23 protein-coding genes and 1 pseudogene are annotated in these 26,797 nt (G+C 45.5%); 13 read left to right on the top strand and 11 right to left on the bottom strand.

Annotated features, from left to right (window positions below):
- Window positions 1–378: 378 nt before the first annotated feature.
- From fre to trxA, 7 genes and pseudogenes are all read right to left on the bottom strand, one after another.
- Window positions 379–1,092 carry an NAD(P)H-flavin reductase gene (fre, locus tag ACHUFI_RS21585; protein ID WP_394252953.1) on the bottom strand — a complete coding sequence of 238 codons (714 nt, stop codon included), beginning with the start codon at window positions 1,090–1,092 and terminating at the stop codon, window positions 379–381.
- Window positions 1,093–1,116: 24 nt separating this feature from the next.
- Window positions 1,117–1,386 (bottom strand): 2Fe-2S iron-sulfur cluster-binding protein, encoded by a 270-nt coding sequence (locus ACHUFI_RS21580; RefSeq protein WP_394252951.1) that lies wholly within the window; start codon window positions 1,384–1,386, stop codon window positions 1,117–1,119.
- Window positions 1,383–1,787, bottom strand: a complete 405-nt coding sequence (locus tag ACHUFI_RS21575; protein ID WP_394252957.1) for a UbiD family decarboxylase — start codon at window positions 1,785–1,787, stop codon at window positions 1,383–1,385. The genes ACHUFI_RS21580 and ACHUFI_RS21575 overlap by 4 nt, the downstream gene beginning before the upstream one ends.
- A 48-nt stretch (window positions 1,788–1,835) precedes the next feature.
- A pseudogene (gene ubiD, locus ACHUFI_RS21570) lies at window positions 1,836–3,224 on the bottom strand (4-hydroxy-3-polyprenylbenzoate decarboxylase); the annotation flags it as partial.
- A gap of 96 nt (window positions 3,225–3,320) precedes the next feature.
- Complete coding sequence (locus ACHUFI_RS21565; protein ID WP_394252949.1) at window positions 3,321–4,313, bottom strand: hypothetical protein; 993 nt, start codon at window positions 4,311–4,313, stop codon at window positions 3,321–3,323.
- Window positions 4,314–4,421: 108 nt separating this feature from the next.
- Window positions 4,422–5,681, bottom strand: coding sequence for a transcription termination factor Rho (gene rho, locus ACHUFI_RS21560; protein WP_017062978.1), 1,260 nt, complete (start codon window positions 5,679–5,681; stop codon window positions 4,422–4,424).
- A gap of 202 nt (window positions 5,682–5,883) precedes the next feature.
- Window positions 5,884–6,210 carry a thioredoxin TrxA gene (trxA, locus tag ACHUFI_RS21555; RefSeq protein ID WP_010440700.1) on the bottom strand — a complete coding sequence of 109 codons (327 nt, stop codon included), beginning with the start codon at window positions 6,208–6,210 and terminating at the stop codon, window positions 5,884–5,886.
- A gap of 112 nt (window positions 6,211–6,322) precedes the next feature.
- Here trxA and rhlB point away from each other — a divergent pair, with 112 nt between their 5' ends.
- Window positions 6,323–7,633: an ATP-dependent RNA helicase RhlB gene (rhlB, locus tag ACHUFI_RS21550; protein ID WP_394252946.1), complete on the top strand. Its 1,311-nt coding sequence runs from the start codon at window positions 6,323–6,325 to the stop codon at window positions 7,631–7,633.
- Window positions 7,634–7,639: 6 nt separating this feature from the next.
- On the top strand, window positions 7,640–9,133 hold the full coding sequence (gene gppA, locus ACHUFI_RS21545; RefSeq protein ID WP_394252944.1) for a guanosine-5'-triphosphate,3'-diphosphate diphosphatase: 1,494 nt from the start codon (window positions 7,640–7,642) through the stop codon (window positions 9,131–9,133).
- A gap of 87 nt (window positions 9,134–9,220) precedes the next feature.
- Here the strand turns inward: gppA and ACHUFI_RS21540 are convergent, their stop codons facing one another.
- The 3 genes from ACHUFI_RS21540 to recQ all read right to left on the bottom strand — a co-directional run bounded on the left by ACHUFI_RS21540 (window position 9,221) and on the right by recQ (window position 12,283).
- Window positions 9,221–9,892 (bottom strand): 7-cyano-7-deazaguanine/7-aminomethyl-7-deazaguanine transporter, encoded by a 672-nt coding sequence (locus tag ACHUFI_RS21540; protein ID WP_394252942.1) that lies wholly within the window; start codon window positions 9,890–9,892, stop codon window positions 9,221–9,223.
- Window positions 9,893–10,103: 211 nt separating this feature from the next.
- Window positions 10,104–10,415 (bottom strand): DUF3630 family protein, encoded by a 312-nt coding sequence (locus ACHUFI_RS21535; RefSeq protein WP_394252940.1) that lies wholly within the window; start codon window positions 10,413–10,415, stop codon window positions 10,104–10,106.
- A gap of 29 nt (window positions 10,416–10,444) precedes the next feature.
- Window positions 10,445–12,283, bottom strand: a complete 1,839-nt coding sequence (gene recQ / locus ACHUFI_RS21530; RefSeq protein ID WP_394252938.1) for an ATP-dependent DNA helicase RecQ — start codon at window positions 12,281–12,283, stop codon at window positions 10,445–10,447.
- Between the two features lie 179 nt (window positions 12,284–12,462).
- Between recQ and rarD the strand changes: the two genes are divergently transcribed.
- The 7 genes from rarD to tpx all read left to right on the top strand — a co-directional run bounded on the left by rarD (window position 12,463) and on the right by tpx (window position 21,777).
- Window positions 12,463–13,383 carry an EamA family transporter RarD gene (rarD, locus tag ACHUFI_RS21525; protein ID WP_394252936.1) on the top strand — a complete coding sequence of 307 codons (921 nt, stop codon included), beginning with the start codon at window positions 12,463–12,465 and terminating at the stop codon, window positions 13,381–13,383.
- A gap of 328 nt (window positions 13,384–13,711) precedes the next feature.
- Window positions 13,712–15,214, top strand: a complete 1,503-nt coding sequence (locus tag ACHUFI_RS21520) for a DUF1800 family protein (RefSeq protein WP_394252934.1) — start codon at window positions 13,712–13,714, stop codon at window positions 15,212–15,214.
- A gap of 4 nt (window positions 15,215–15,218) precedes the next feature.
- Window positions 15,219–16,982 carry a DUF1501 domain-containing protein gene (locus tag ACHUFI_RS21515; RefSeq protein ID WP_394252932.1) on the top strand — a complete coding sequence of 588 codons (1,764 nt, stop codon included), beginning with the start codon at window positions 15,219–15,221 and terminating at the stop codon, window positions 16,980–16,982.
- 124 nt (window positions 16,983–17,106) lie between these two features.
- On the top strand, window positions 17,107–17,901 hold the full coding sequence (locus tag ACHUFI_RS21510; RefSeq protein WP_394252930.1) for an AraC family transcriptional regulator: 795 nt from the start codon (window positions 17,107–17,109) through the stop codon (window positions 17,899–17,901).
- A 73-nt stretch (window positions 17,902–17,974) separates the two neighbouring features.
- On the top strand, window positions 17,975–18,637 hold the full coding sequence (locus tag ACHUFI_RS21505; RefSeq protein ID WP_394252928.1) for a LysE family translocator: 663 nt from the start codon (window positions 17,975–17,977) through the stop codon (window positions 18,635–18,637).
- Window positions 18,638–18,728: 91 nt separating this feature from the next.
- Window positions 18,729–20,486, top strand: coding sequence for a gamma-glutamyltransferase (gene ggt / locus ACHUFI_RS21500; RefSeq protein WP_394252926.1), 1,758 nt, complete (start codon window positions 18,729–18,731; stop codon window positions 20,484–20,486).
- A 793-nt stretch (window positions 20,487–21,279) separates the two neighbouring features.
- Entirely contained in the window at window positions 21,280–21,777 is a 498-nt protein-coding gene (gene tpx, locus ACHUFI_RS21495; protein WP_394252924.1) for a thiol peroxidase, read from the top strand.
- Between the two features lie 120 nt (window positions 21,778–21,897).
- On the opposite strand, the gene uvrD is transcribed toward tpx, so the two are convergent.
- On the bottom strand, window positions 21,898–24,072 hold the full coding sequence (gene uvrD / locus ACHUFI_RS21490; protein WP_394252922.1) for a DNA helicase II: 2,175 nt from the start codon (window positions 24,070–24,072) through the stop codon (window positions 21,898–21,900).
- A gap of 270 nt (window positions 24,073–24,342) precedes the next feature.
- Between uvrD and bufA1 the strand changes: the two genes are divergently transcribed.
- The 4 genes from bufA1 (at window position 24,343) to ACHUFI_RS21470 (ending at window position 26,772) form a co-directional block, all read left to right on the top strand.
- Window positions 24,343–24,603, top strand: a complete 261-nt coding sequence (bufA1, locus tag ACHUFI_RS21485) for a BufA1 family periplasmic bufferin-type metallophore (protein ID WP_394252920.1) — start codon at window positions 24,343–24,345, stop codon at window positions 24,601–24,603.
- An 84-nt stretch (window positions 24,604–24,687) separates the two neighbouring features.
- The gene (bufB, locus tag ACHUFI_RS21480) at window positions 24,688–25,545 is read left to right on the top strand and encodes an MNIO family bufferin maturase (protein ID WP_394252918.1); all 858 of its coding nucleotides are present in this window, start codon (window positions 24,688–24,690) and stop codon (window positions 25,543–25,545) included.
- Window positions 25,542–26,303, top strand: coding sequence for an HvfC/BufC N-terminal domain-containing protein (locus ACHUFI_RS21475; protein ID WP_394252916.1), 762 nt, complete (start codon window positions 25,542–25,544; stop codon window positions 26,301–26,303). Before bufB ends, ACHUFI_RS21475 begins: the two co-directional genes overlap by 4 nt.
- Window positions 26,304–26,313: 10 nt before the next feature.
- A complete protein-coding gene (locus ACHUFI_RS21470) occupies window positions 26,314–26,772 on the top strand; it encodes a DoxX family protein (protein WP_394252914.1) in 459 nt (152 codons plus the stop codon).
- The last annotated feature ends 25 nt before the right edge of the window (window positions 26,773–26,797 follow it).

The raw sequence follows: 26,797 nt of genomic DNA, 5'->3' as shown, positions 1-26,797 counted from the left end.
TTGAAACCAAAGTGATTCCTAAGAATCAATTTTGATAATCATCAACGAGTGCCCACACAGATTGATAGGTTTAAATTGTTAAAGAGCGTGCTTTTCGAAGTTTTCTTCTCAAAGCGGACGGTCATTCTAGCGAGATAATTATCAGTGTCAAACACTTTTTAAAAAATTAAATTACTCAAGAATCCATCGACTGACTTTCACGATGAAGCCTTATTGGCTCTGCCGTGTCAGTGAGGCGGCATTATAGAGATGAAGCAGATGTTGGCAACCCCTTTTTATGAAAAACTTCATAAACAACGCTTGTTCGCTTACTTGTTAACCAAAAATACAAAAAGAGCGCTTTCGCGCTCTTTTTTATCTTAGGATGACGATTACATTTTAAATAAATGCATACGCATCAGCGTACATTTGGTCGCTTTTTGCCTGTTTATTCTGTGTAAACAATTCTCTAGCAGCACCGGCCATTTCAAAACGACCAGCAATGTAAATATCATAATCTGCTAATGAGTCGAAGTTTCCAGTTACGGCTTGAAGCACATTACCAACTTCACCACGCCACTCCGCTGGTGCTTCTTCTACCACTGGTACAAAAGTGACATTTGAGTACTTCGCTGCAATCTCATCCAATTCGGATTTCGCATAAAGTTGACGTTCATCCTTCGCACCCCAGTATAAGTAGATAGGGTTTGTTTTATTTTGAGCGATGCAATGATCTAAAATTGAACGGACGTAACTAAAACCAGTACCACCTGCAATGAGTAAGATTGGGTGCTCACTATCTTCCTTAATCCATGCATCACCGTGAGGAGCATCAATATCAATTTCGCCATCTTCGGCTAACGCTTTTTTCATCGCTTCTACAACTTCATGAGCATAAGCGTTATGTTCAGCGGCACCAATATGTAGTTCTAACTCACCTTCATGACGGCAAGGGCTACTTGCAATAGAAAAAGGGCGCTTGTCTTTTTCGCCCATTTCAACCATTAAGTACTGACCTGCTTTAAATGCCACAGGGCTTTCCGGATGAAGCAAGATTTGATAAGTATTACAAGCCAATGCTTCAATCGACTTAACTTTACATTTAATAGTCATTTTCTTCCTCTCTCTAACCACTGACTATTCATCAAGCGTTAGGACTAAATTACTTTCTGCAAATGCTTGGCATGGAAATATCCAACCTTGGTCTTGCTCTTTCTCTGTAAGCATAGGTTCCAAGTGATAATTCACACTACCTTCTAATTTCTTGCACATGCACATCGCACATGCGCCAACTTGGCACCGGTGTGGGAAGTTAATGTTGCTGTTGAGTGCAGCTTCCAACACTGTCTGGCCGGCTTTTATTTCAAAAGTGATGTTTGCTGGATACAAGACTACTTGGTAGCTCATAAAATTCCTAGCTCATCCCAGATACTGTCAATTTTATCGACAACTTTTGGATCTTTTTTGATAGGAATGCCCCATTCTCTTGAGCATTCCCCTTCTATTTTATTCGTCGCATCTAGCCCCATTCTTGAAGGTTCAGATTGGTGCGAAACAAAAAGCGTATCTCTAGACGGATCCATCCTAGTGGTCACAGCCCAAATAATGTCATTCCAATCTTGCGAACTGACATCTTCATCGCAAATTATCACGAATTTATTCTCGGCGAAGCGCGACCATATCCCTTCCATCAGCACTTTGGCTTGTCCTGAGTATGATTTACGTATGGTCACCACCACCATTTCAGCTGATTCATTTTGCAAATGTACGTCGATAATTTCTGCGAACTGCTGTTTTAGCTCCTCCACAATCATCAAGCACTCCGCATGAGCCTTTACAGGAACCGCTTTAGTCGAGCTAAGCACTAATTCAGCGTCCCACTTAGTCGTCACATCCAGCCCCATTTTTGACCCCAGCCCTACAACGGGTGACGCAAAATCTAGAGAATCTATAGGGGTATTTTCAATCAACACTGTATCGCGCTTAGGATCCATATTACGCGACATGGCTTTTGTTACCGACGCCCAGTCACGAGCATTGACTTCTTCGTCACACACTACAACAAACTTGGTGTACATAAATTGACGAAGGAAAGACCAAACTCCCATCATTACGCGCTTCGCGTGCCCAGGATATTGCTTCTTCATCGTCACGACGGCCATTCGATAAGAACACCCTTCCGGCGGCAAATAGAAATCTTCAATCTCAGGAAATTGCTTTTGCAAAATCGGCACAAAGACTTCATTTAGGGCCACGCCTAATACAGCAGGCTCATCCGGTGGACGACCAGTGTACGTACTGTGGTAAATCGGGTTCTCTCGCATGGTTACATGAGTAATAGTAAAAACATGATGTTTCTCTTTCTCATTGTAATAACCAGTGTGGTCACCATAAGGGCCTTCATCAGCAAATTCATTAGGGTCAATGTAACCTTCCATAACGATCTCTGCGCTTGCTGGCACTTCTAAATCATTACTGACCGACTTTACTACTTCGGTTTTGCTGCCTCGTAGCAATCCGGCAAAAGCGTATTCCGACAAAGTATCAGGGACAGGTGTTACGGCGCCAAGAATGGTCGCGGGGTCCGCACCAAAGGCGACTGAAACTGGGAATGGTTTGCCAGGATTTGTTTCCATCCACTCTCTAAGATCTAACGCGCCACCACGGTGGGCCAACCAGCGCATGATGATTTTGTTCTTACCAATCTTTTGCTGGCGGTAGATACCTAAGTTTTGGCGTTTCTTATTAGGACCACGAGTCACTGTTAAACCCCAAGTCAATAGCGGGGCAACATCGTCGGCCCAACAACTCATGACAGGTATCTTATCTAGGTCAACGTCATCACCTTGCCAAACCACCTGCTGACAAGCGGCCTTACGCAGTCTTTTGGCCGGCATATTCAATACTTGCTTAAATACCGGGATCTTATCAATCGCGTCTTTGAAACCTTTCGGCGGTTCAGGCTCTTTAAGATAAGCGAGCAATTTGCCAACTTCACGAAGCTCTTTCACTTCGTTACGTCCCATACCGATAGCAACACGACCTGGCGTACCAAATAAGTTGGTTAATACCGGAACGTCATAACCAATTGGTTTTTCAAATAGCAATGCCGGACCACCAGCACGAAGAGTGCGATCACTGATCTCGGTCATTTCATAGTGAGGGTCAATTGGGTGAGTAATGCGTTTCAACTGACCAATGCTTTCTAAATGGTCAATGAAGTCGCGTAAATCCTTAAAACTCATAGGCCTACTAAATGACTGGTTAAACTGCAGGCAGTATACCAAAAAGGGGAACCATTCGGTCCCCCTTTTTAATAAGGTTATTCTGGGGCACTTTCGCTAAGGCAGTACTTGTTGAATCAGACTACCTTTCACTTGAGGGTTATCGTTGACTAAATCTTGCAGCCAACGACCATGACCTTGCTTTGCCAACTCCCTCGCTACCAATGGCGCTTCGTCAGCTAAAGCCATACGTGAGACTAAGAAGGTTTTTACCTCTTCAGATAGCGGATTCGCTTTCGTCAGCAATGTTATGGCCTCTTCTTTCAAACTCGGATTCTTGGTAGCGGCCATCACTTGCTCCAATGAAAAGTCCGTCGCTGATTTCGCTAACCGTTCCAGTTCTTGCTGGCTATGAAAATCGGCACGCATTCTCCAAAGCATTTGATAAACCGCGGGGTCTTCACTGACCTGAGCTAAGCGAACCATAACTTGATTAGAAGGAAGCCAACTCACAACCTTATTCTGAGTCAATTGGCCTGATAGATAGCTCACCGCTTCTGGTGACAAGCTATCAAGCTCTCTGATCAGCAAAGCCTCTCGGGTTTGGACTTGATGCTCAGGTCCAGATAACCACTTTTCTAGCTCTAGTTCGTGTTTTTCGGCATTCAACACAAACGCAAGAATGGTTTGGTCCTGGTGCCATTGCTTCATTAAGCGGCTAGCGATGGCTTGATAATTAAAGGCAGGGACGGTGAACTCATAGCCATCCCCTCTTTCGAGCACCTGATACGTAGGCGTGAGGGCTAATTGTTGTTCAACAAAAATCGCCATTTTGGGCGTTAATGCTATGTTCTGTTGCTCGAGCGTGGAAAGGAGTTGATAACGCGCCACTTCCTGCTGAGGAAATGCCAAGCGCTGAAGAGCGAAACGAAGAGAGTCAACTTCATCTTGAATAACGAATTGAAGAAATTCAGAGGTTTTCATCTGAACCTGTTCATTAGCAAGCCATTGCTCTACCGTATTAACGGTCATTTCTGTTGCACTCACAGGTACTGAGGTGAAAAGTAATGACGTAGACAGGAGTAATGACGACAACATTCCTTGTTGCATTTTAACTTCCCGATAACATTTTTATTTATTCTGCTAGTTGGCTGCCTAAAATGCAAATAAAAACGCCACCCAAAGGTGGCGTTTCGAAAACTGTCACATCAATATGAATTACTGACGACGCATTGCATCGAAGAATTCGTCATTGGTCTTGGTCATTGCTAGCTTATCGATAAGGAATTCCATTGCGTCGATTTCGCCCATTGGGTGAACAATCTTACGCAGAATCCACATCTTCTGTAGTTCATCGTTCTTCGTAAGAAGCTCTTCACGACGAGTACCAGAGCGGTTGAAATCAATCGCTGGGAATACGCGCTTTTCAGCAATCTTACGGTTAAGGTGCAGTTCCATGTTACCTGTACCTTTGAATTCTTCGTAGATAACTTCATCCATCTTAGAACCAGTATCAACCAGTGCTGTTGCGATGATCGTTAAGCTACCGCCTTCTTCTACGTTACGTGCCGCACCGAAGAAACGCTTTGGACGATGTAGAGCATTCGCGTCAACACCGCCAGTAAGAACTTTACCTGATGAAGGAATCACAGTGTTGTAAGCACGAGCTAGACGAGTAATAGAATCCAGCAGGATAACCACGTCTTTCTTGTGTTCAACAAGGCGTTTCGCTTTCTCGATAACCATTTCTGCAACTTGTACGTGGCGAGATGCTGGCTCATCGAATGTTGAAGCAACTACTTCGCCTTTCACTAGGCGCTGCATTTCTGTTACTTCTTCTGGACGCTCATCGATAAGTAGAACCATTAGTTCACACTCAGGATGGTTACGAGCAATGCTTTGAGCAATGTTTTGCAGAAGCATTGTCTTACCCGCTTTAGGCGGAGCAACAATCAGACCACGCTGACCTTTACCAATTGGAGATGCAAGGTCAAGAATACGGGCCGTAATATCTTCAGTCGCACCATTACCCGCTTCCATCACCATACGTTCGTTGGCATGAAGAGGAGTAAGGTTTTCGAAAAGGATCTTGTTACGAGCGTTGTCTGGCTTGTCGTAGTTAACCGTGTTTACTTTAAGCAGTGCAAAGTAACGTTCGCCATCTTTAGGTGGACGGATTTTACCGCCAATCGAGTCACCAGTGCGAAGGTTAAAACGACGAATTTGGCTTGGAGATACGTAGATATCATCTGGGCCAGCCAGGTATGAACTGTCGGCGCTACGTAGGAAACCAAAACCGTCTTGAAGAATTTCTAGAACACCATCACCAAAGATGTCTTCACCACTTTTTGCATGCGCTTTAAGGATGGAGAAGATAATGTCTTGTTTTCTTAGGCGAGCTTGATTTTCAAGACCTAAGCTTTCGCTAAGTTTAACAAGCTCAGACACAGGTCTGTTCTTCAGTTCAGTAAGATTCATAGTGGTGGAAGTTTGTTTAGTCAAAATAGGATCTGTTTTCTTAAGTTAAGAAGGATTTGGTCACAGGATCGACCAAGAAGAGAAATTTGTTCAATTAACGTGCGATAAATTAGCACTAATTATTAGCCTAGTCTAGGGTTTGAAAAAAACAAAACCGCGCATTTGTTAACTGCACGGTTTCTTTTTTCAATTGCTCACCTAATTATAGGTTTGCATCCAAAAACTCTTTCAATTGAGTTTTTGATAATGCACCAACTTTAGTTGCTGCCACACCACCATCTTTAAATAGAAGCAATGTTGGAATACCGCGAATACCAAACTTTGGTGGAGTACCTGCGTTTTGGTCGATATTCAGTTTACCGATAGTGAGTTTGCCTTCGTACTCGTCTGCGATTTCATCAAGAATCGGCGCGATCATCTTACATGGTCCACACCATTCTGCCCAAAAATCAACAAGAACTGGGCCTGCAGCATTGATTACATCGTTATCAAAACCGTCATCAGTTAGCTGCAAAATCTTATCACTCATCTTCCACTCCAATGTGTTTTTTCTGAACTGGTTGGATGATAACCAGTAAATAGATGCCCTATTGGAATGTATTTACTTTCGTATTGCAAGCTTAAGCTGATATTCTATAGCAATGAAAAAGACGCATATCACAGAGCAAAAGTTCGCCGATTTGGATTTAAACACCCAAGTCATTGAAGGATTGGAGAAAAAAGGGTTCGAATATTGTACCCCGATCCAAGCCTTGGCGTTGCCGGTCCTGCTCACCGGCCAAGACATTGCAGGCCAGGCCCAAACGGGTACTGGTAAAACCTTAGCGTTTCTTACTGCTACTTTTAACCACTTACTAAAAACACCTGCTCATGAAGGTCGTAAGCCTAATCAGCCACGTGCGATTATTATGGCACCGACTCGCGAACTGGCGATTCAGATCTATAACGATGCTGAATCTCTAGTCGCAAGCACTGGTATCAAAGCAGCATTGGCTTACGGCGGTGAAAGCTACGATAAGCAATTAGGTAAGTTAGAAGAAGGCGTTGATGTTCTAATCGGTACTACTGGTCGCATCATCGATTTTTACAAACAAAAGGTATTTAACCTTAACCACATTCAAGCTGTTGTGCTTGATGAAGCGGATCGCATGTTCGATCTTGGCTTCATTAAAGACATTCGCTTCCTATTCCGTCGTATGCCTGAGCCACAAGATCGCCTGAACATGCTGTTCTCTGCGACTTTGTCTTACCGTGTTCAAGAATTAGCATTCGAGCACATGCACAACCCAGAGCATGTTGTGGTTGAGCCAGAAGTAAAAACAGGCCACCGCATCCAAGAAGAGCTGTTCTACCCATCGAACGAACATAAGATGTCACTTCTACAAACCTTGATTGAAGAAGAATGGCCAGATCGTGCGATTATTTTTGCGAACACTAAGCACAAATGTGAATCAGTTTGGGGTCACCTCGCAGCTGATGGACACCGTGTAGGTCTCTTAACAGGCGATGTACCACAAAAGAAACGTGAAAAGATTCTTGAGCAATTCACCAAAGGTGATGTTGACCTGCTAGTTGCAACCGACGTTGCAGCGCGTGGCCTACACATCCCTCAAGTAACGCACGTATTCAACTTCGACCTACCAGATGACTGTGAAGATTACGTTCACCGTATCGGCCGTACTGGTCGTGCTGGCGCAAGTGGTCACTCAATTAGCTTCGCATGTGAAGATTACGCGATTAACCTTCCACCTATCGAAGAGTACATTGAGCACGCAATTCCAGTATCGGATTACGACTCTTCAGCACTAATTGAAGATTTACCAGCACCACTACGCATGCGTTCACGCAATCCACAACAGCGTCGCTCAAACAATGGTGGCTCGCGTAATGGAAACCGTAAACCGCATCAAAACCGTCGCCCTCGTCAGCCGCGTCATAACAAGGAAGCTTAGTCGTCTATGAGTCAAACAGTGTCATCTCCGCTTTACGCCGCCATCGACCTCGGGTCGAACAGTTTCCATATGCTCGTTGTGCGTCATATCGATGGTAGCGTACAAACCATGGCCAAGATTAAGCGCAAAGTTCGCTTAGCCGCAGGCTTAGATGAAGACAACGCACTTAGTCTAGAAGCGATGCAACGCGGTTGGGACTGTTTGAGTCTATTTGCAGAACGACTACAAGATATTCCGAAAGAAAATATCCGCATTGTCGGTACAGCGACCCTACGTACTGCAACCAATGTGGATACTTTTCTCGATAAAGCCAACCAAATCCTTGGTTACGACATCAATGTAATTTCCGGCGAAGAAGAAGCCGCGACAATCTATAAAGGTGTAGCGCACACATCAGGTGGCAGTGGCCGCCGTTTAGTTGTTGATATTGGCGGTGCCAGTACCGAAATGATCATTGGTGAAGGGTTTGAAGCCAAAGCCTTAACCAGTTTAAAAATGGGCTGCGTGACTTGGCTAGAGCGCCACTTTAAAGATCGCCAGTTAAACGCCAGTAACTTTGATAACGCTATTGAAGCGGCAAAAGCGACCTTAACGCCGATCCTAGACAATTACACTCAACTCGGTTGGGATGTTTGTGTTGGGGCAAGTGGTACTGTGCAAGCCCTACAAGAAATCATGCTTGCACAAGGCATGGATGAAGTTATTACTCATGCCAAACTCAAACGTCTGCAAAAGCAAGCCATGCTCGCAGAACGTTTAGAAGAACTTGATATCGACGGCTTAACACTAGAAAGAGCCTTAGTGTTCCCAAGTGGCCTGTCGATCCTAATAGCGATTTTTGAATTACTTGAAATTGATTCAATGACGCTCGCTGGCGGTGCACTGCGTGAAGGTCTCGCTTACGAAATGGTGGATGAACTTCGCCAAGACGACATTCGTGCCCGCACGATTGCGAGTGTGCAGTCTCGCTACCAAATGGATGCTGCCTACGGTGAACAAGCTGCACAATTAGCGCTTCACCTCTTTGAACAAGTCGGGGCAGACGAATGGATTGCAGAACCGCAAGCTAATGTCTTATTGGAAACGGCTGCTAAGCTCCACGAGATAGGCTTAACCATCGACTTTAAAAAAGGTGGAGAGCATAGTGCGTACTTACTACAGCACTTAGACTTACCGGGTTTTACTCGCGCTCAGAAACACTATTTGGGTGAACTTGCTCGTCGTTACCGAGAGCAACTCACTTCACTACCTGAGCAACATGCCGTGTCAGGCACCAGCAGTAAACGTATTTTGCGTTTATTGCGTTTGGCGATATTACTGAGCCATCGTCGTAATCCTGATTTAGAGCCACAAGTAACACTCAGCGCCGAAGGTGACAAACTCACGCTAACCATCGCTCAGCAATGGTTAGCGTCGAACCCGCTAACGGCAGCAGAGCTGGAAATTGAAGCAAACCGCCAGACTGATATTGGTTGGCCGCTTTCTATCGAAAGTCGATAAGCCTTCAGTCTTCCAAGCATTAAAAAAGCCCTAGTTATCTAACTAGGGCTTTTTCTTTATAGCTTCATTCACGCCTGACGATACAAACTAGGCTCTCACTCCGGTCGCTTTAAAGTCAGGGTTAACTGCGGTTAGCTTTTTCACAATGTAATTAAGAAGCACACCATACATTGGAACAAATAAGCCTAAGCTAATCACCAATTTAAATCCGTAATCAACTAAAGCAATTTCCGTCCAGTGCTCCGCCATGAATGGATCTGAGCTTTGATAGAACGCAATCGCGAAGAAAGCGATGGTATCCAGCGCATTACCAAACAGCGTTGAACACGTTGGGGCTACCCACCACTGTTTTAACTGGCGTAAACGGTTAAAGACATGCACATCTAAGATCTGACCGAGTAGATAAGCCATGAAGCTCGCAGCAGAAATACGGGCAACAAATAGGTTAAATTCACTTAGCTGACTAAAGCCTTGAAATTGACCTTCGAAAAACACCACTGAAAGCAAGTACGATACGGCTAGTGCCGGTAACATCACTAAGAAAATAATCTTACGAGCTAACTTTGCGCCAAAGATACGCACAGTCAAATCCGTTGCTAAGAAGATAAATGGGAACGTGAACGCACCCCAAGTGGTGTGCATACCAAAGATGGTAAAAGGAAGTTGAACCAAATAATTGCTCGACGCAATGATGATTAAATGGAACAAAACTAAAAGTGCTAGGGCTTTGCGCTGTTGCGCAGGGGTAAAGTTACTCATGCTGTACCTTTTTAGTTTGGTTTGGGGGTGAGGGAACCCAAATCGAGTCAATTGCTCAATACAATGAACAATGCTCTTACCAATAATGTGAAAAACTACGTATAAAATAAAATCGCTCACTTGAGCGGCGAGCGATTATACATTAATCAATTTTAGCTGCAACGAGTGGAACTCGCGCAATCGTTTTTCTGAAAAATAATCTCAGTGAACGTTAAAACCCACGCTGGAATAACTGCGCTAGATAGTCGAACTCTTCTTTGCTTTCATCCACATTCAGTGACTCGAACCAAATCGACTCACTGTAATGTTCAGATTTCAAAAACATCCGGCAACCTTCAAAGTCGATAAGCCATGAATGCATATCGGCATCCCATTGCTTTTCGACTACCGATGCCGATAACAAAGACACCAACTTATCACCAAGCACCTCATATGAATCGAAGTCAAAGCTTGGAGACCTGATCAACAAGCGCCCTTCTTCTGCTAAGTAATCGCGTAAACCAAATTCTGTCTGTGTCGTCATTAAGTTAGCCTTTTATGATTCGAAAATGTTTAACCGTGGTTAGTGATGTGCTCTTGAATGAGATCCAAAAACGGATCGGCGTATTTATCTAATTTGCGCTGACCAACACCGTTGACCGCTAACATCTCACCATAAGACGTCGGCAATATTTCAGCCATGTCGATCAAGGTTGCGTCACTGAATACCACGTATGGCGGTAAGCCATCTTCATCGGCAATCGATTTACGCAGCTTACGTAACTTAGCAAAAAGCTTCTTATCGTAATTCTTACTCGTTAATTTATCCGCCTTGGCACTGCGTGCTGCGGTGTCTAAACGAGGTACTGCCAACTCTAAAGACATTTCCCCACGCAATAAAGGGCGTGCCTCTTCGGTTAGCTGCAGTGTCGAGTTACGAGTGATGTTTTGAAACAATAAGCCTTTATGGATAAGCTGACGAAAAATACTGATCCAGTAGTCATGGCTATGGTCGCGACCAATACCGTAAGTTGACAGTTTATCGTGACCATTGTCGCGCACGCGAATGTTCTGCATACCACGCATCACTTCCACTACATACCCCATACCGAAAGATTGGTTCACTCGGTACACACAAGACAGCGCCTTTTGAGCTTCTTCCGTCGCATCAAAATGCTTGGGTGGATCTAAGCAGATATCACAGTTACCACAAGGCTTGTCTCGGTATTCTCCGAAATAATTGAGCAGTACTTGTCGGCGGCAAGTTTGCGCTTCAGCAAAAGCACTCATGGCATTGAGTTTATGCATCTCAACTTGCTTTTGCGGGCCTTCTTCTTTTTCATCAAGCATACGTCGAAGCCAACCCATGTCCGCCGGGTCAAACAACATCATCGCTTCCGCTGGCAGTCCATCACGCCCTGCTCTGCCCGTTTCTTGATAATAGGACTCGATGTTTCTTGGAATATCAAAGTGCACCACAAAGCGTACGTTGGGTTTGTTGATCCCCATACCAAAGGCGACTGTCGCTACAACAATTTGGATATCGTCACGCTGGAAAGCATCTTGAACATAAGCGCGTTCATCCGTGTCCATACCGGCATGATAGCCTGCGGCTCGAATACCGTTGTTACACAGTTTTTCCGTTACCATTTCCACTTTCTTGCGGCTACCACAGTAAATAATGCCGCAGTTACCTTTTTGAGTTTCCAGATAACGGACGACTTGTGAAACCGGTTTATGCTTCTCGACGAGGTTGTAACGAATGTTAGGACGATCAAAGCTTCCTAGATAAGTATGCGGCTCCACTAGCTGTAATCGCTGCATAATATCTTTGCGAGTCGCATCATCGGCGGTGGCCGTCAGAGCCATATACGGCACGTGCGGGAAGAATTGTTTTAACTGTCCTAGTGAAGCGTACTCTGGGCGGAAGTCATGCCCCCACTGAGAAATACAATGCGCTTCATCGACAGCAATCATCGAGAGCGGTAAGCCTTGTAAGCGTTCAATGAAATCTCGCATTAATACACGTTCTGGAGAAACGTATACCATTTTCAACTGCCCTGAGTTCATTCGGTTAAATACCGAAATCAGCTCTTCTCTTGGCATGGAAGAGTTGATGCACTCTGCCGACACCCCATTGGCTTTGAGCTGATCGACTTGGTCTTTCATCAGAGAAATCAGCGGAGAGATCACTAAAGTTAGCCCTTCTCGCACCAAAGCTGGGATTTGATAACAAAGGGATTTGCCTCCCCCTGTCGGCATGATCACTAAACTGTCTTTGCCCTGTACGGCGTAGTCGATCACTTCTTGCTGACCATCGCGAAAGCTTTGATAACCGAACACATCTTCTAAGATGGTTTGCGCATCATTCGCGGGAGTTGGTGTTTGCTCAGCAATCAAAGTGGCGGTCATTATGGATCCTAGTCGAGGTATAAATTTAGCGAGCTTAGTCGTAAGCAAGGCGACACATTGTAGAGGGGAATGATGGCGAATTAAACCGCAAATTGTTAGGTGAAAAGGCTTAACGCTCCTATACTGAGCAACTCTCTTATAAAACTTATTAATAAGCACCCAGTGCTAGAGAAAGTTGCATGACACCTGAAGAACAACAACGGACTCGCCAAGGAATCTTGCTTGCAATTGGCGCGTACACCATGTGGGGTATCGCCCCTATATATTTCAAATCGTTATCGGAAGTTTCTCCACTCGAAATTCTCAGCCATCGAGTGGTGTGGTCTTTCTTCCTATTAGCATTTTTACTGCATATTGGTCGCAGCTGGCGTAACGTCCGCGACACCCTGACGTCCAAGAAAAAAATGACGTACTTGGTTTCCACCTCACTGCTTGTGGGAGCAAATTGGCTTATTTTCATCTGGGCCGTCAACGCCAATCACATGCTCGATGCCAGTTTAGGGTATTACATCAACCCTTTAATTAACGTGTTGCTTGGTATGCTATTCCTTGGAGAACGGTTAAGAAAACTGCAGTGGTTTGCGGTAGGGCTTGCGGCTGTTGGTGTACTGGTTCAACTCATCGCATTTGGTTCGGTACCCATTGTGGCGATTGGCTTAGCGTTTAGTTTTGGTTTTTATGGATTACTGCGCAAGAAAGTGGGGCTAGAAGCACAAACCGGGTTGTTTATTGAGACTCTGGTAATGCTGCCTGCTGCTATGGTCTATTTGTTATTTATTGCCGACAGTGCGACATCAAGCTTTGCCAATAACCCAATGCAGCTCAACTTGCTACTGGTTGCCGCTGGGGTAATCACAACTCTACCACTGTTGTGTTTTACCGGAGCAGCCACTCGCTTAAAGCTCTCAACATTAGGTTTCTTCCAGTATATCGGCCCTAGTTTGATGTTCTTACTGGCGGTGCTGATTTACGGCGAAGCCTTTACTTCAGATAAGGCTATCACGTTTGCCTTCATCTGGGGGGCGTTAGTCGTGTTTACTTTCGATGGTATAACCAACAATCGTAAATCTAAGTCACTAAGCCCAAGCAGCGCAAAGTAAAAACTCCTCTTCTAAGCCTGGTGCATTGCGTCAGGCTTTTTCTTACCCCGGCGAAACACCTAACTATTGAACCCAAATTTCATTTAAGCCATAAGTAAACACTATCAATACATACCATGTATTTACTGGCTGCTGTGATCCGTTTAACTGGTAAACCAGTTTTTCTAACAAAGCTCAACAAAGGTTCTTCCCTCAGTCTCACACCCTCGAAATTCCACTCAATTTTTCATGGCATTACTGTCCCTACCCCCTAATAGTTAGAACTGTCTGACCTATATGAACCTAAACACACAAAAGGCAGACACCTTTCCAGGCTAGGGAGAATAATATGGAAAATTTAACCCACCAGCAGGCGTCTCGGTTTCTAGATTTGGCGACCATGGGTGTACAGCAAGACGCTCTTGAAGCGTTCAAGCTCATCGACGACAGGAAAACGTGGCTAGAACAACAAATCGCTGTACCTTACATGCACCACTTAGAGCGAACTCACTATCAAACCGACTCTCGAGGGTTAAATACCCCGACTCAAGATTGCCGTGTCGGCGCATGGTTTGACATTGCCTTATGGGATGAAGCCCAACTTCGTCAGCGTGTCGCGTTTGCTCTAAGTCAGATCTTTGTCGTGAGCGAAAAGGATGCCAACCTCGCGACGGATCCATTGGCACTCTCCAATTACTACGATTTATTAGTAGACGGTGCCTTCGGGTCATGTAAAGAACTCTTGAAAAACATCACGCTTTCCCCCGTCATGGGGCAATACCTCACCTTTAATGCAAATAAGCCGAAAAGCATTACTGGCCAAGATCCAGACCAAAACTACGCTCGTGAAATCATGCAGTTGTTCACGATTGGCTTATACGAACTCAATAACGATGGCAGCCTAAAAACCGATCCTCAAGGTAAGCCTATCGAGACCTATACCGACAGCGATATTGAAGCCGTTTCTCGGATTTTCACCGGTTGGGATATCACGGATAATAATACGCTGGTGCCGATGTCAGACACCGAGGCACACCATGATAGCGAAGAAAAATGGGTGCTGGGGCACTACTACCCACCAGGGCAAACCGCAATACAGGACTTAGACCAGTTCCTTTCACAACTACTCGACCACCCCAACATCGCCCCCTTCTTATCAACCATGCTCATTAAGCGACTCACCACTTCCAATCCAACACCGGCGTATGTCAGCCGTGTGGCCAATACGTTTATCCAGAGTGGTGGAAACCTCGGTGAAGTCATTATCGCAATCTATTCCGCACCAGAGTTACTTGAACCCAACAACCTTAATATGGCCAAAGTACGGGAGCCTATCCTAGGCATGACTTACCTCTATCGAGCCATGAATGCGTACCCGGGCAATAACAACGATATCGTTTATGATCCGATGAACTACAAAGAGACGTTCAATCAATACCCTCTTGGTTCAAATTCCGTCTTCAACTTCTATCAACCCTCGCATTCACCTCAAGGACAATTAGCGGAATTAGGCCTTACCGCTCCAGAGTTAGCCATCATTGACTGGAGCCAAACCATCAATATGGGCAACATTATTTATCGTGCTCTTAAAGACTACGGTCAAAACCGAGGCAATAGCAGTAATAAGAAAGAGCTCTATATCGCGCCAACGGAACTCGAGGATATGGCAAGGGCCGGTGACACCGAAAGCATAGTGGAAAGAGTGAACCTGCTGGTACTTAACGGACAAGGTTCCCCAGAAGTGATCGATAGGATTCGGGAAATGTTTGTCTCCCATAACAACCAATATTACGCCGTTCCAAAAATGCTATTCATTGCATTCATTTCACCCGACTTTATGGTTCAGGAGTAAAAGTATGTCGATTACACGTAGAAGTTTTTTAAAACGAGCGTCTGGCACAGCACTTTCAGGTGTCGTTCCCCTTTCACTATCGATTCCTGTAAGTAAAACCTTCGCCAATGAACAAGGCGACTACAAAGCATTGGTGTGTCTGTTCCTCCACGGAGGCAACGACTCCTTCAACATGATTATCCCTACCGACGCCGACCGCCACGCCCAATATGCAGCAGCTCGGCCCGACATTCACTTACCTGTTAATGACGCGATTCCCATTCCCAATACCGAATCTGGCGAGACTCTAGCAATCAATGGCAGCATGCCAAACATCGCCAACATGATGGCACAAGGTAATGCCGCTGCCTTAGTGAACATTGGCACCCTTGTCGAGCCGGTAACGAAATCGAACCTATACGATGTGCTCAAGCCTTCAAATTTAGGAGCACACAACAAACAGCAAGCCGCATGGCAATCCAGTTGGGGAGGCGATGGCTATCACCCTTATGGATGGGCTGGTTTGATGATGGATGTTCTTGGCAATGAAAGTGCAACCGTATCTGATTCCCTGTCTTTTTCAGGGAATGAGCTACTTGTCGGAGCGACTTCAAAAGATATCTCGATATCTTCAAGCGGTGTCAAAGCGATGGACGCCCTCAGCCACTCAAATTCGGTAAATACCAAATTCACCGCCATGGTTGAAAATCCTTACGGCTCTGAGTTTAAACGTGAATATAACCGCCGATTGAAAGGCGTATTGGACTTCCAGACCGAGCTCACTGCCGTGATCGACTCCTACCCAGAAGATACCTCAATCCCAAACTCGTCTCTTGGACGCCAATTGCGAATGGTCAAAAGAATGATGCAAGCGGCCACTCAGCTTGGGCATAGTCGACAGGTATTCTTTGTGAGTCTTGGCGGATTTGATAATCACAGCAATCAAAGACCCAAGCACGATGGGCTACTGGAAACCATTGATTTGGCCATGAGTGCCTTCCATCAGTCTTTAGCGCCGGTCGGGTTAGATAACAACGTCGTCAGCTTCACAATGTCTGACTTCGGGCGAACAGTCGAAAACAACAGCAAAGCAGGAACCGATCATGGTTGGGGAAGTAACCAATTGGTAATGGGTAACCCAGTGAACGGTCAGCTCAGTTACGGACAATACCCACAATTCATCAAAGATGGAGAGGATGCATGGGGAAACAAGTTTATTCCGACTCAATCTTCCGAACAGCTTGCCGCCACACTATGTCGCTGGATGGGCTTAAGCGAAAATGGGGTGGATGCGATTTTCCCAGCCCTACACCCGAGCAATAGCAACCCTTTCAATAGCCGCTATTTAGGGGTACTCGGTAACTACACTGGCGAAGGGCAAGACCGTGAAATCGACATTTTGCGGGTTAGTGCAACCCAAACCCGTGTCGACCACACTCCTGAGATGGCAATTGATGGCGATCCTGCCAGTAAATGGACCGCGAAAGGGTTAGGTATCCAATACACCATCGAGCTTGCACAAACTGCTTACGTGGCAAAACTCCTCTACTCTCAAGCCAAAGGAGATGTGAGGCAGTACTTCTTTGATATCGAAACCAGTAATAACGGTGTTGACTATGAACTGGTGGCCCAAGTCACCACGCCAGGTACCAGCACTGGACTATTGGAGCAAGCGATTCAACGCTCTCAAGTGAACTTTATTCGGATTACCACCAACGGAAATAACGATACCGCCACTTCACTTGTGACTTGGAATAACTTCCAAGAACTGCACGTCATTGGAGGCTAACAGCGAAACGATCACTCTAGTTTTATGATCCATTTGCTAAGAGTGATCGTTTTTTACAAGACAATTTATAAAGAGAGCGATAAGCTGACTAAATCGATGATAATTTAATCAGACTGTTCGCCTCATGGATAAAGTCCACTACTACACAAGCCCTAGCCAAGATATCAATCTGATCCAAGCTCGCTATCAAGAGTTTGCCTTTCAGCGTCACTACCATTTGGACTTTCATATCGGGCTGATCACGCATGGCGAGCAAAAATTTGCCCATAAAGGGAGCAGTCATCACGTAGGCACAGGACAAGTGGTCATCATGCCGCCTGATGAACTGCATGATGGGCACTCAAAGTTCGATTCTGGCTACGAAGTGAGTGTGTTTTCCGTCTCTCCAAACTGGTTTCAGGATCTCTTAGATCCTACTCAAAAAGCCCACTCTTTGAGCTTTTCAGAGCTGATCATCTCGGATCCCATCATATTTTCACAATTACGTAACCTTCACGACCTGCTTGCTCAGCAAAACTCCAGCCAATTAGCACTAGATTGCCTGCCATTTGAAGGATTTAGCCATATGATCGATCGTTACGCTGAATTCCGATCCAAATCCGATGTCCAACTAGGTAATCAATCCGTACAACGCATCAAAGAGTATTTAATGGCGCACTTAGATCAGCCGGTGAGACTAGAGCAACTATCGAGTTTGTGTGACTTAACGCCGACACAATTCCAACGCCACTTTAAAAACAAGATGGGGATAACACCCTATGCGTGGTTTAGCCGTTTAAGAATGGAACAAGGAATGAAGTTAATTCAGTCTGGCGCGTGTGGTACTGACGTGGCTCATCAAGTCGGGTTTTATGACCAAGCCCACTTCTCGAAAGCGTTCAAAAATACATTTGGTGTTCCGCCATCACAAATTAACTGATTGTTGATTATTTACAATTGAGCGTAGGAAATTCGCGGTAAGCTACGCTCAAATCTTACATTGAGACACGACGATGAATGAAGTCACCATATTAGTTACTCTTGCGTCTATCCATTTTATTGCTTTGATGAGCCCAGGCCCTGACTTTGCCCTCGTGGTTCAAAACGCAACTCGCCACGGTCGTCAAACCGGCCTATACATTGCGCTCGGTCTATCTTTCGGGATCTTGCTGCATTCATTACTGAGCTTGACCGGAATCAGTTACCTCGTCCACCAGCAACCTACCTTTTTTGCGTTGATGCAACTTGCCGGAGGCAGCTACTTACTGTATTTGGGTATCGGTGCACTGAAATCCACCTGGCAGACCATTCATACTCATGATGACGAAGCGTTACCAACCGATTCTAAAGATCTCATTTTAAAAAATAAGCGAGAAGCTTTTTCCAAAGGCTTTGCAACCAACATACTCAACCCAAAAGCACTCGTGTTTTTCGTGAGCCTGATGTCAAGCTTAGTGCCTGCTGATATGTCGCTTTCCGGCAAAGGGCTTGCGCTACTTATCTTATGGAGCCTATCGCTGTTTTGGTTCGCATTACTTGCGTGGATGCTCTCCACCAAAACGCTGCAAAGAAAATTACACGATGCAACTGTGTATATAGATGGTTTATGTGGCGTCTTATTTAGCTTTATTGGCGCCAGCATTTTGTGGCAATCGCTCTCTGCTCTGATATTTTAATTTCGAATCAAGATTACATTTCATTAACAGCACCCTGGCTATCTCTTAATTCCACTGCCAATCTAGCTCTGCATATTAAAAGGAGAAGATCATGCAGTGGAAAACAAAACTAACAACCCTCGCCACTTCTACCCTACTTTTTGCCTCTCACGTCAGTTGGGCAAATCAAGCTGCCGATTCCGTCGCTCCCGAACAAAGTAGTGGTTTAGAAACCAAGCAACTCGTTAAAGCTAACGATTGGATGGTTACCGCAGCCAACCCTCTGGCAACCCAAGCCGGTACCGATGTACTTGCTCGTGGTGGTAACGCGATTGATGCCATGGTTGCAGTGCAGCTGATGCTTGGCTTGGTTGAGCCACAGTCATCCGGTATTGGCGGTGGCGCCTTCCTTGTTTATTTTGATGGAAAAGACAAACAGCTTAAAACCTACGATGGCCGTGAAACCGCACCACTTGATGCGACACCACGTCTATTCCAGGACGAAAACGGTCAACCGCTTAAGTTTTATGATGCCGTGGTTGGTGGTCGCTCTGTTGCTACACCGGGCACGGTGCAATTGTTGTGGGACACTCACCAGAAATACGGCAAGTTAGAATGGGCATCGCTGATCAAGCCTATTGCTCAACTGGCAGAGAAAGGCTTTACCATCAGCCCACGTTTAGCCACCTTAATCGCAAACGACCAAGAACGGCTCAGCCGCTATTCCACCACCAAAGCCTACTTCTTTAATGCCGATGGCAGCCCGAAAACTGCTGGCTCGCTCCTAAAAAACCCAGAATACGCCGCAACGTTAAACGCTATTTCAAAAGATGGTGCTAAGGCGTTCTACCAAGGTGAGATTTCTGCCGACATCATCAACACGGTACAAACCGCCAAAGGTAACCCTGGCGTATTGGCGCAAAAAGACTTCGACGCCTATTCAATCAAACAACGCGAACCGGTGTGTTCTGCTTATGAGGGTTACGATATTTGTGGCATGGGGCCACCAAGCTCTGGTGCATTAACTGTTGGCCAAATTTTAGCGATGACTGAGCAGTTTGACCTTAAAACGTGGGGACCAAACGACGCTAAATCTTGGCAGGTGTTAGCAGACGCTTCTCGCCTAGCGTTTGCTGACCGAGGCATGTACATGGCAGACCAAGATTACGTACCAATGCCAACCCAAGGGTTAGTCAATACTGACTATTTGCAAGAACGCGCCCAATTAATTACCGCAGGCAAGGCATTAGAAAGTGCACCTTCTGGTACGCCACCGTGGGATCACGCCATGCTGCAAAGCCAAGATGTATCGATTGAACTCCCTTCCACCAGCCACTTCAATATTGTCGATGGCGACGGCAATGTCGTTTCGATGACCACCACTATTGAGAATGCCTTTGGCTCGCGTTTGATGGTGAGAGGCTTCCTACTCAACAACGAGCTAACGGATTTCTCATTCAAGACCCACAACAACGGCAAGCCTATCGCGAACCGACTTGAACCGGGCAAGCGTCCACGCTCTTCGATGGCACCAACCATCATCATGCAAAATGATAAACCGTACATGGCAATTGGTTCGCCAGGCGGCAGCCGTATCATTGGCTATGTGGCGCAAGCCATTATTGCTCATACCCAGTGGGACATGGATATTCAGCAAGCCATCAACCACCCTCATTTCCTAAATCGATTCGGCACATTAGATTTGGAAAAAGGTACCTCGGCAGAAAACTTCAAACCTGAGTTAGAAAAGATGGGTTTTGAGGTCAACATTCGCGACCTTAACTCTGGCTTACACGCTATTCGCATAACAAAAGACGGACTAGAAGGCGCGGCAGACCCAAGAAGGGAAGGCATGGCAATAGGCGAATAAGCACCAAATTGCCCATTTTACTCACTAGCTTGTAAGAGATCTCTTACAAGCTAGTGAGTAAATATCGATATTTAGTTAAGAAAACAAACAACACAATACTATAAACCATTGAATTTAGTAAAGTTGTATAAATTATATACAAATAAATATGTAGAAATTTGACATAGCGCCATTGCTGATAAATTAGAGAGGCGTAATATGAATGGTGTCGGAAGGATGCTGACACGGAACAGGAAATACCACGGACTTGGTTATCTTCAGGATGAAGATTCGATTACTCAGGATGAATAATCGGCATGGAAAGCGAATGGACATTGAATGGACGCAATAGTAACTAGGATGGTTGCTACTAAGGAAAGACAATGGACACCTCTGGACGAGGAAAGGACTGAACATCAGGATGATGTAAAGGACACCGCTCAAGGAACAAGTGACGCGCGCTAACGAGGATTGTTGGCAGATCAGGATAAGATCAAGGACACCGCTAGGAAGGCGACGAAAGGAATACGCTGAAGGATAACAGCACACTATCATGGATTTGATGCATGGAGCACACTTAGTAGCCGGATTGCTGCGAGTAAGACTATAGACCCCGATGAGCGCAAGCTCTCGGGGTTTTTCTTTATCTGCCTCTTATCGATTGATGTTTTCCCCCTTCCTCGAATCTAAGAAACGCTTCAACTTAATTACAATTCTGACATTTAAACCATTCACTTCTTAACCGCTTCCGAGTAACGTAAGCCTTACTAGGCTCAACTAGTTTCATAACCATGATTAAACTAAGGACAAATTCATGTCACACGTTACCTTCAAAGGAGCAGCTGTACCGCTATCTGGCACATTCCCACAAACTGGCGAGCAGGCACCAAGCTTTGCACTAACTGCAGGCGATCTTTCTGAACTGACACTTGCTTCTCTTGAAGGCAAGAAAGTAGTTCTAAACATCTTCCCAAGCATCGACACAGCAACTTGTGCGACGAGCGTACGTACGTTCAACGCAAAAGCGGCAGAGCTTGAGAACACGGTTGTTGTTTGTATTTCTGCGGACCTACCGTTTGCTGCGGGCCGCTTCTGTGAGCTTGAAGGCATTGAAGGCGTTCAACACGCTTCGACTTTCCGCTCACCTGAGTTCGCATCTGACTACGGCGTAGCAATTGCTGAAGGCCCACTAGCAGGCCTGACAACACGTGCGGTTGTTGTTGTTGATGAAAAAGGTGTGGTAACACATAGCGAGTTGGTTGCCGAGATCACTGAAGAGCCAAACTACGAAGCAGCACTGGCTGCGCTGTAAGCTCCCTTCCAGCCAATAATCTATTGCGATCGCCTAGGCGATACGCAATAAAAAAGAGCAGCCATTGGCTGCTCTTTGTGTTTTTAACCTTGAATGGTTTTGAGGCTCTGGAGTAACAGATTAGAGTTGCTCTAAACGAGCATAAGCTGTCACTAACCACTTAATCCCTTCACCATTAAACGCCACTTGCACTCGGCTCTGTGGACCACTTCCTTCAAAGTTGATAATCGTACCTTCACCAAATTTAGGGTGCTTCACACGAGAACCTAAGCTAAAGCCTGTTTCATTAAAGTTCTCTTTGACTGCAGTTTGGCTAAAGCGACCACTGCTCGCAGGGCGACTAACCTGCGCTTTCATACGAACTTCATCCAGACAGGTTTCTGGCAACTCACGAATAAAGCGTGATGGTTTGTGGTACTTGTCTTGTCCATACAAACGACGCATCTCTGCGTAAGTGATGTACAGTTTCTCCATCGCACGTGTCATGCCTACGTAACATAGGCGACGCTCTTCTTCCAAACGCCCCGCTTCTTCGGCAGACATCTGGCTTGGGAACATGCCTTCTTCGACACCCACCATGAACACCATTGGAAACTCTAGGCCTTTAGCACTGTGTAATGTCATTAGCTGCACCGCATCATCAAACTCATCAGCCTGACCTTCACCCGCTTCTAATGCTGCATGAGTTAAGAAAGCAATCAGCATACTCATTTCATCGGCTTCTTCCGGCTTTTCAAACTGACGCGTTGCCGTAACAAGTTCTTCCAAGTTTTCGATGCGAGCCTTAGACTTTTCGCCTTTCTCTTGTTCATACATGGCAAACAAGCCTGAAGATTTGATCACATGGTCAGTTTGCTCGTGCAAAGGTAACTCAAGCGTGTCATCTTCGAGCGCATTCACTAATTCAATAAAGCGACCTAACGCACCCGCAGCTCGGCCAGCGAGAACTTGCTCTTCCAATAGAGCGACACTCGCCTGCCACATAGTGGCGCCACGATCTCGCGCCGCAAAACGAATCGTTTCTAAGGTTTTGTCACCTAAGCCACGCGTTGGTGTGTTCACGACACGCTCAAACGCCGCATCATCATTGCGGTTACTCATCAAACGCAGGTAACTCAGTGCATCTTTAATCTCTTGTCGCTCGAAGAATCGCATGCCGCCATAGATTCGGTAAGGCAAGCCACCTTGAATTAAGGCTTCTTCCAGTACACGAGACTGAGCATTGTTACGATAAAGCATTGCAGTGTCGTTCAGTGCACCGCCCTTTTCCTGCCACTCTTTGATCTTACTAACCGTAAAGCGCGCTTCATCTAACTCGTTGTAAGCCGAGTACACCGAAATCTGCTCACCCTCTTGACCATCCGTCCATAACTCTTTACCCATACGCTCAGTGTTATTGGAGATCAGTTCATTCGCCGCTTGCAGAATGGTTTTGGTTGAACGGTAGTTTTGTTCTAGACGAATCGTAGATGCACCCGGGAATTCATCTAAGAATTTCTGGATGTTTTCAATTTTTGCACCACGCCAACCGTAGATAGATTGGTCGTCGTCTCCAACGATCATCACACGACATTCAGGGCCCGCCATCATACGTAGCCATGCGTATTGAATATTGTTGGTATCTTGAAACTCATCAACCAAGATGTGTTTAAAGCGGGCTTGATAATGCTCGCGAATATGGACTTTATCTCGAAGCAATTCATGCGCTCTTAATAAGATCTCGGCGAAATCCACTAACCCAGCACGGTCACAGGCTTCTTGATAAGCCGAATAAATCTTTAACCAAGTTTGCGTCACCGGATCGTGGTAAGCATCAATATGCTTCGGACGCAGTCCTTCATCTTTTTTGCCGTTGATCCACCATGATGCTTGCTTCGCCGGCCACTGTTTCTCGTCTAAGTTTTGCGCTTTGATTAAACGGCGTAACAAGCGAATTTGGTCATCAGAATCGATGATCTGAAAGTCTTCAGGCAGTTTTGCATCTAAGTAGTGAGCTCGAAGAATACGGTGACATATCCCATGGAAGGTCCCGTTCCACATACCGGAAGAGCTGCCCATCATCAGTTCTTCGATACGGCCGCGCATTTCTGCTGCCGCTTTATTCGTGAACGTCACGGACATGATCGAAAACGGAGACGCCTGCTCGACGGTTTGTAGCCACGCTATACGATGTACTAAAACTCGAGTTTTACCACTCCCTGCACCCGCTAATATCAGAAGGTTCTCTAATGGGGCAGCAACAGCCTCTCTTTGTTTATCGTTGAGGCCATCGAGTAAAAGTGAAGGATCGATCATGGAATGCTCACTACTGGGTATTTATACATAAAAGTTGATTATAACCTAAACAACCCTACCAGTTCATAAATATCACAACAAAAAAAGACAGGAACTTTATGATTAATTATCAGTAAGTTATGCGCATTTCATGCGTCGTATTTATATTTATCCGAAATTAAATGAAATTTTTATATAGCTTTTCCTATCCTTTTTTATAAGCAAGTTGATATTTAACAAGTAATTAACTTGCGAACTAAATAAGAAAATAAAGTCTAGAGGAACGCGACTATGAAAAAATCTAACCTTGCTGTAACTGCTGCTATTACTAGCCTAATCGCTTTCGGCGGTACTGCCCTAACATCCGCTCCAGCTGAAGCGGCAGCAAAAGAAAAATGCTACGGCGTAGCAAAAGCAGGAAAAAATGACTGTGCAACAAAATCAAGCTCTTGTGCAGGCACAGCGAAAGAAGATAGCCAGAGCGATGCATTCGTTGTCGTGCCAAAAGGCTTATGTGGCAAATTAGCGGGTGGTAGTACTCAGTCATCTTAACCACATCCAATAATTCTAAATGAAGGTGAGCCGCTGCCAACAAGGCTCACCTACTTTTATCATTAGTGCTAATGGGAGTCACATGTGAACCATCCCCTTTTTCATGACAAGGTCGGAGTAGGATTGCGAACTCCACACCTCGAATATTTTGGCCAGTCTCAACCGCAACTTACCTGGTTAGAAATTCATAGTGAAAACTATTTTCAAGCTCAATCAATCTCGCGCTGCCAGCTAGAAACCATACGACATGATTATCAAATCAGCTGCCACGGCATTGGCTTGTCTTTAGGATCCGTTGAACCTGTTAGTCAATTTCACCTATCACAACTCAAACAGCTCATTGATGATGTTGATCCGTTTTTGGTTTCTGACCATTTAAGTTGGAGTCAAACCGGTGGTCACTATTTCAATGATTTGTTACCGCTGCCATACACAGAGGAAGCCCTTGAAGTCTTTTGTCGAAACGTCATGACCGTTCAGGATTATTTAGGTCGCCCTTTACTGATTGAAAACCCTTCGAGCTATCTCAAGTTCGAGCATTCGACAATTTCGGAGTGGGAATTTTTAGCGGAAGTACAGCGTCGAACGGACTGCCGATTATTACTCGACTTCAATAATATTCACGTTTCCGCATTCAATCATGGTTTTGATACGGCGCATTACCTTGAAGGCATTCCTGCGGACAAAGTGGATGAAATACATTTGGCAGGTTTTACCATCAAGCAGCTAGAACAAGGGGAAATCTGGATCGATACCCACAGCAAGCCAGTCAGCGAAGAAGTCTGGCAAATGTTTCAAACTTGGACGCAGCGACATGGCGCCCGCCATACACTCATAGAGTGGGATTTAGATATTCCTGAACCACAAGTGCTAATGGGCGAAGCCCGTAAGGCAAGTCAAATCTTGCTCGATATCGAGTCGTCGACGAGGAAAGTGTCATGACTTATTCACTTGCCGATGTTCAGCAACAATTTGGTCAAGCACTTCGTTACCAAAATCAGGGCGAGCTTTGCCATATCGTCAGTGACCACTTTACCTCAGAGCAGCGCATTCAGATCTACCGCAACAACTTTGTCATTAGTGTGATTGACGTGCTTAGAGCCACTTACCCTTTGTGCGAAGCTTTAGTTGGAGAAGCTTGCTTCGAGCAACTCGCGCGCCAACACGCACTCGCCTTTCCGCCCACCAGTGGCGACATCACCACCTACGGCAAAGGCTTTGAGCAAACGATAGAACAGGTTTCCAGCGTCACTGAAGCCGCGCCTTATTTGCCGGATGTGGCCACATTTGAATGGTGTTTTGATTCAACCCACGACCAACTCACCAGAACACATCCGGAGTCGGTTCAGCCACTCGCCGCACTACCGAATGTCGATGAGTCCCAACATAGCCAGCTGGTTTTCTTCTTAAGCAGCCATATCGTTTTGTTTCAATCCAATTTCGCTCTCTATACGTTACGACAAGCGATTCAATCTGGGCATCTTGAAGGACTCGATATTCATCGACCGGAATCAGGATTTGTACGGCATCAACAAGATGGCTCTCTAGAAACTCAAATCATCAACGCACCTTGCTTTGAGGTACTTAGCTGCCTTGCACAGAAACTTCCTCTTGGTGCAATTGATCCCGAGTTATTGACCCATTTAAACGCTCTCATCGAGTTAGATGTGATTGCTGGCTTTTCAATTCATGAATCTTAAGGAGGCTTCCATGAACTCTAACGGAATACGTTCTTTGATCACCACTTACGACAGTATCGTTACCCAAGCACAAACATTATTCACACCTGTCTTACTGTTATTCTGTCGCCTCTGGGTTGCGTGGATATTTTTCAACTCAGGATTAGTAAAAATCGCCTCTTGGGATAGTACGCTCTACTTATTCGAACTCGAATACCAAGTCCCCCTCCTGCCTTGGGAGTTAGCCGCTTATGTGGGCACAGCAGCCGAACTCATCCTGCCCGTATTTTTGGCCTTAGGATTACTCACCAGACCCATGGCCGCAATATTGTTTGTTTTCAATATTATTGCCGTCGTCTCTTACCCCGTGTTATGGGAACAAGGGTTTTATGACCATCAGCTATGGGGATTAATGATTTTAATTGTTGTGGTTTGGGGGGCTGGACCTTTTTCAGCTGACAAGCTTATAAAGTCGAAAGTAACAGAATAATCCCTAGTTTATACCGTCACCTAAA

The sequence above is a fragment of the Vibrio profundi genome (assembly GCF_043642225.1).
Taxonomy (GTDB): domain Bacteria; phylum Pseudomonadota; class Gammaproteobacteria; order Enterobacterales; family Vibrionaceae; genus Vibrio; species Vibrio profundi_A.
Note: the sequence above shows the minus strand (reverse complement) of the source record. Positions and strands in the feature narration are given on the sequence as shown.